6 protein-coding genes and 1 pseudogene are annotated in these 4487 nt (G+C 43.4%); 2 read left to right on the forward strand and 5 right to left on the reverse strand.

Translation table 11 applies throughout. The annotated features are described in order from the left end of the window. The first annotated feature begins 149 nt into the window (after nucleotides 1-149). Both ED901_RS19410 and ED901_RS19415 read left to right on the forward strand, forming a co-directional pair. Nucleotides 150-368 carry a hypothetical protein gene (locus ED901_RS19410; protein ID WP_122096969.1) on the forward strand — a complete coding sequence of 73 codons (219 nt, stop codon included), beginning with the start codon at nucleotides 150-152 and terminating at the stop codon, nucleotides 366-368. Between the two features lie 312 nt (nucleotides 369-680). Then, the gene (locus tag ED901_RS19415; protein ID WP_122096970.1) at nucleotides 681-1493 is read left to right on the forward strand and encodes a DUF6694 family lipoprotein; all 813 of its coding nucleotides are present in this window, start codon (nucleotides 681-683) and stop codon (nucleotides 1491-1493) included. A 47-nt stretch (nucleotides 1494-1540) separates the two neighbouring features. On the opposite strand, the pseudogene ED901_RS19420 reads toward ED901_RS19415, so the two are convergent. From ED901_RS19420 to ED901_RS19445, 5 genes and pseudogenes are all read right to left on the reverse strand, one after another. After that, nucleotides 1541-2104 (reverse strand): annotated as a pseudogene (locus ED901_RS19420) (phage portal protein); the annotation flags it as partial. Nucleotides 2105-2388: 284 nt separating this feature from the next. Further along, the gene (locus ED901_RS19430) at nucleotides 2389-2844 is read right to left on the reverse strand and encodes a DUF2778 domain-containing protein (RefSeq protein WP_238485104.1); all 456 of its coding nucleotides are present in this window, start codon (nucleotides 2842-2844) and stop codon (nucleotides 2389-2391) included. A gap of 224 nt (nucleotides 2845-3068) precedes the next feature. Then, nucleotides 3069-3575, reverse strand: coding sequence for a hypothetical protein (locus ED901_RS19435; protein WP_122096973.1), 507 nt, complete (start codon nucleotides 3573-3575; stop codon nucleotides 3069-3071). Further along, nucleotides 3572-3928, reverse strand: a complete 357-nt coding sequence (locus tag ED901_RS19440; protein WP_122096974.1) for a tlde1 domain-containing protein — start codon at nucleotides 3926-3928, stop codon at nucleotides 3572-3574. The genes ED901_RS19435 and ED901_RS19440 overlap by 4 nt, the downstream gene beginning before the upstream one ends. 12 nt (nucleotides 3929-3940) lie before the next feature. Continuing rightward, nucleotides 3941-4432 (reverse strand): Hcp family type VI secretion system effector, encoded by a 492-nt coding sequence (locus ED901_RS19445; RefSeq protein WP_056774700.1) that lies wholly within the window; start codon nucleotides 4430-4432, stop codon nucleotides 3941-3943. Nucleotides 4433-4487 lie beyond the last annotated feature (55 nt).

The raw sequence follows: 4487 nt of genomic DNA on the forward strand, positions 1-4487 counted from the left end.
CATACACCTCAAAAGCCACTTGAACAATATGGACTTCTACCGCAAGGCAAAGATTGTCTATTTAGCAGGTGAAGCATTTAGGTGGCAGATAATTGCCATGCATAACATTAAGAAATATATGGAAATCATATCTAAAAAAATCCACCACATTGTATAAACACACAGTTAAATGGGTTGGGGATGGAAAGATTAGAACAGCTGCTTTGTTAGAGAGGATCGCGTTAATTGCCAAATTAGCCACATCTACAGATTGTGATCATGATGAACGTGAGAGGGTTGCCATTTGGATTGCGGAAATGGCGGTAACCGCAAAAGAGGAGTTAATTGCCGTGATTTTTGATGTAAACGGTGCGGGAAAAATCCATTGATTTCATAGAATAGCTCTATGAGGAACTATGTATGCATCACCTGCATGTTTTTGCATGATCCAAAAAGGATCAAAAGATATTGGATCGCTCAGTCTGTAGGGCTTTCCGGTGATTGAGACTATGCATTAAAAACAATGAGTCAATTCAGAAGCGGGCAGTCGGTTAACATTGCACGCGCCGAGGTGAAGCCATTCAAAAAATCCACAAATTGTGGCACCCTAGGCTGTTTTCAAGTTTCAAGTGAGTTTTTTGTATGATCTACTCTGGGGCTACGATCCGTCTAAGAGTTGTGTTTGTCTAATAGGGATAGTTATGAAAAAAATAGCAATAGTGCTTACCTTGGCCTTTCTTTTAAGTGGTTGTGATAAACCCAAAATAGATACTTCCAGCGATGAAAGTATGAAGTCATCAATTCAGAAAGTCAGGGAGTCGTTACCTGAAAATAAACGTGCAACCTATGATGATGCTTTGAAAGTAGTTGCTTTTTCTCACCTTAGTCTGGGTGACATAATGAAAGCAGGCATGAATAAAGATACCTCAACGATTGACGAGAGAATGAAACTCGATCTATCGGGAAAGACAGGTGAAGAAGTTATTAGTTATGCGGACACCGTCAGAAAAGAGAGAGCCGAAAAAGAAAAGACTCAGGCACGTCAGGAGATTGGAGAACTTGAGGCTAAACAGAAAGCCGCCGAAGCCAGTTTAAAGCAACTTGAGGCTTTTAAGGTTATTCGTTCGCGTTTCTATTTCGAGAAACAAAAATATGGAAGAGATCAGCCTATCATCGCTCTAAGTGTTGAAAATAGTACAACAAAAGCTGTATCACGCGTTTCTTTCAAAGGTGTGATATCAAGTCCAGGTAGGGAAGTACCTTGGTACACTGATTCCTTTAGTTATAATATTTCTGGTGGACTAGAACCAGGTGAAAAGGCCGAATGGAATCTGGCTCCTAATCCTTATTCAGATTGGGGAAAAATTGAAGCGCCTGCTGATGCAGTATTTACTGTTACTGTTATCCGTATCGATGATGCTGAAGGGAACCCGATATTTGGGGATGGGAATTTTACTGAACAGGACGCAAGCAGACTTGCGAAGCTGAAGGCAAAATACCCGGAAAGTAACTAATAAGTTACGCCCGGGCAGTGGAATAGCAGCCTTATCTTTTTAGGCTGCTATTCCGGCGTTAGTTCGTAAGCAGTAAATCTGACCACTACTTCCCCAAACCACGCATTTAGCTCCTTGAGCCGTTCCTGCAACGGCGTCAGCTCATTCCGCACAAATACCTGCGAGGCCTTAACCGAATCCCCAAACCCGCCGCTGTTCTCCGGGATAATCCCCATCACCTTCGGCGGTAAGCGATGCGCGCATAGCAAATCGTTCCAGCTGGCCTTCTTGATGTTAAAGAAGTCGTCTTTCGTAGCGACTTCACTCAGCGGCAAAATCTTGATCCCGTCCGGCGCGTACATGAACAGGTTGCGGAAGTTGCCCAGACCTTTCGTGTCCCGCATCGCTTTACGCATCTGATCGATGTCCGAGCTACTTTGAGCCGCATCGGTCATATAGAGGATATATCCGGCGTGCGCGCCGTTCTGGTAATACTTTCAGCGGAACTGCGTCACGGCCTCATTCAGCCAGGCTGAGTTGAGGGTGCTGAGGTATTCCGGCAGGCCGTACAGCTCCTGATTAATATCCGGCTCAATCAGATGAAGTACGCTGCCTGTTTCGAACTGGTGGGCGTTTTATTCCAATTGCTGAGTATTTCAGTCTGATGATCTTAAATGGCGCCGGATATAAATGCGATACAACAGGATTACCAGAATAGATATTAAGCCTGAGACAATGAGTGAGGCATCGACATAAAGGTCTAGCATTCCCTCTATGTCATGTACTCCCCAAAATTGAGCGAAACTTTCTATCTGTTCACCTGTAGCATAGCTGTCAATCACTTGGGTAAAGATGGTCATCAGTATGCAGAACGCCACAAGGTAGCCCAATGCGGCAAAAAAATACTTAACCCACTTCATCCGAGCGTCACTCTGATCGTTCCATGCGCTTTTAGCGATGACCCCGGAACACCGATCATGGAGGTACCCAGCAATGCAGTCCGAAGATAATCAAAATCAGATTGTGATGTCATAGTAATACAGCCCTCACTGAGTCCCTTTGGTCCGATTGGATGAAGCCGGAAACTTCCACGTTTAACGCCTTCAATAAAAGTTTCATCGTTTATCTTTCCGTCATTGCGATAGAGCCCAAACCATGTATCTCTGTCAGTGCCGTAACCATATTTAAGGACAGCATTTCTTAAGCCGCCTAAGCGCCCCCCAGAAACGCGGCTGACAATAAAATAACGCCCTGTAGGAAGTGGTCCCAGATCTGCAATGTTAGTTAATGTTGGGTTATTTCGACCAACTAACTGGCCTGAGAAGGCAGGGAAATTGCCTACACCAGCACAGCTCAAAATGGAAGTTTCCATGCCATTCAGCACAAAATTACAATTTAGAGCCATTTAAGCTGTCACCCTTTCATTCCAGGCGTCGGCAAAAATTACATTACCGTCACAATGATACAGAATTACATTTCGCAATGGTTGAGAATTGGCCGGAGCTTAACTAAAAAACTTAACCCGCCTCATCCCACCATAATCTTAATCATTCCTCAGTAAAGGACACGATTTAAGGCATGTTCTTCTGCCATAAACTACTTATTAATTTTTGAAGCATCTTCCTGTTTAACCTGTTCCATCCAGCCTTCCAGTGACCATAGACAGGTTGCGGATTCAACGCCAGAAACATCAAGCAATGCCAGACGTGTTTCATTATAAATACGCATCATTTCTTCTTTAGGCTTATTTAACGGTGAAACGCAGGATAGAACGCTTCCTTGCTGATGCTTATATTTGTGCTTATCGAGTATGGCGAGAGTATTCAATGTCTCTTTAGCATTTGGGGCAATAGCATAATAAAGTGCTTCGGAAAGCTGTTCTGCCTGTTGCAGATTGATCACTGACGCTAAATCTGGTGCCAAAGATATCCAATCATTTTGACCGTTGGCAATATTTTCAAGTGCGGTTTTCCAATCATCTGATGATACTTTTTCAGAGAATTCAGTTTCGCCATATTTTTGGATTTCACTGCGTAATTTTTGCGGAGAGGCCGCAGCAAAAGCCATCACAGGAAAAAATAAAAGTGCAGCAAAAACTCTCATCTCACTACCTCAAGAGATTCAGACGACCCTCGAATTTGATGACGTACTGTTGGCGGCAGGATGATGCAACCCTCAGATGCGAAACCTGCCGGACCATGCGTTCTTTCGCCATGAATACGAAATAGGCTCCTACCAAAAGAATCGCCAGATGTCTGGTGAAGTTCTATCGTCATGGGGCCTTTAGATGCCGTTGTGGAACCAATTCGGTAAGTCCCACGTGGCAGAGGCCCCATTCCTCTAACATGTTGGCGATCTGGATTGTTTTTGTTGGTCAATGCACCCGAATAACCTTGTCCAACTAATACACCGTCATGAAACATTTCACCGGTACTCTGTTTATATGTCCAAACCATTTTTACATCTCCCTATGCAGTAGTGCGTTCATCCCAGCTATCAGAATACTGAGTGTTTCCATCCAGGTATTTCCATGTGATTTTTTCATATCTCAATTCTACATATTCGATATGACTCCTCTTTTCGCCATACGCAGATTTAATATCGTGCATCATTGGAATAATTCCAATAACTTTTACGTTCTCTAAAAAGGTATTGAAATATTCGACTTCCTGCCCAGCATCATTAATACGGTAGTATTTTATTTCAGCTGATTTGAGCGTTTGTCCGGTACATATTGCTTTATAGATGTAGGGAGTCGATGAATCGATTTCTTTATCGAAAGTAAACGGCGCATGAATCCTGGTGCCTGTCGGCTTTCCTGTATTGTTGTCATTGGGTATTGAAACGTCATGTGTCAAACCTACTATCTCAATGCTCCCCTCACGTCCCCGGACATCAACAGAACCTTTGATATCTGCTCCGCCGTCATCCTTCAACCATAAATATGCTGGTATAGCCATTATTAACAACTCCTTATGTTTTGTGGGAAAAACATACACCTCAAAAGCCACTTGA

The organism is Rahnella sp. Larv3_ips (genome assembly GCF_003697865.1).
Taxonomy (GTDB): Bacteria; Pseudomonadota; Gammaproteobacteria; order Enterobacterales; family Enterobacteriaceae; genus Rahnella; species Rahnella rivi.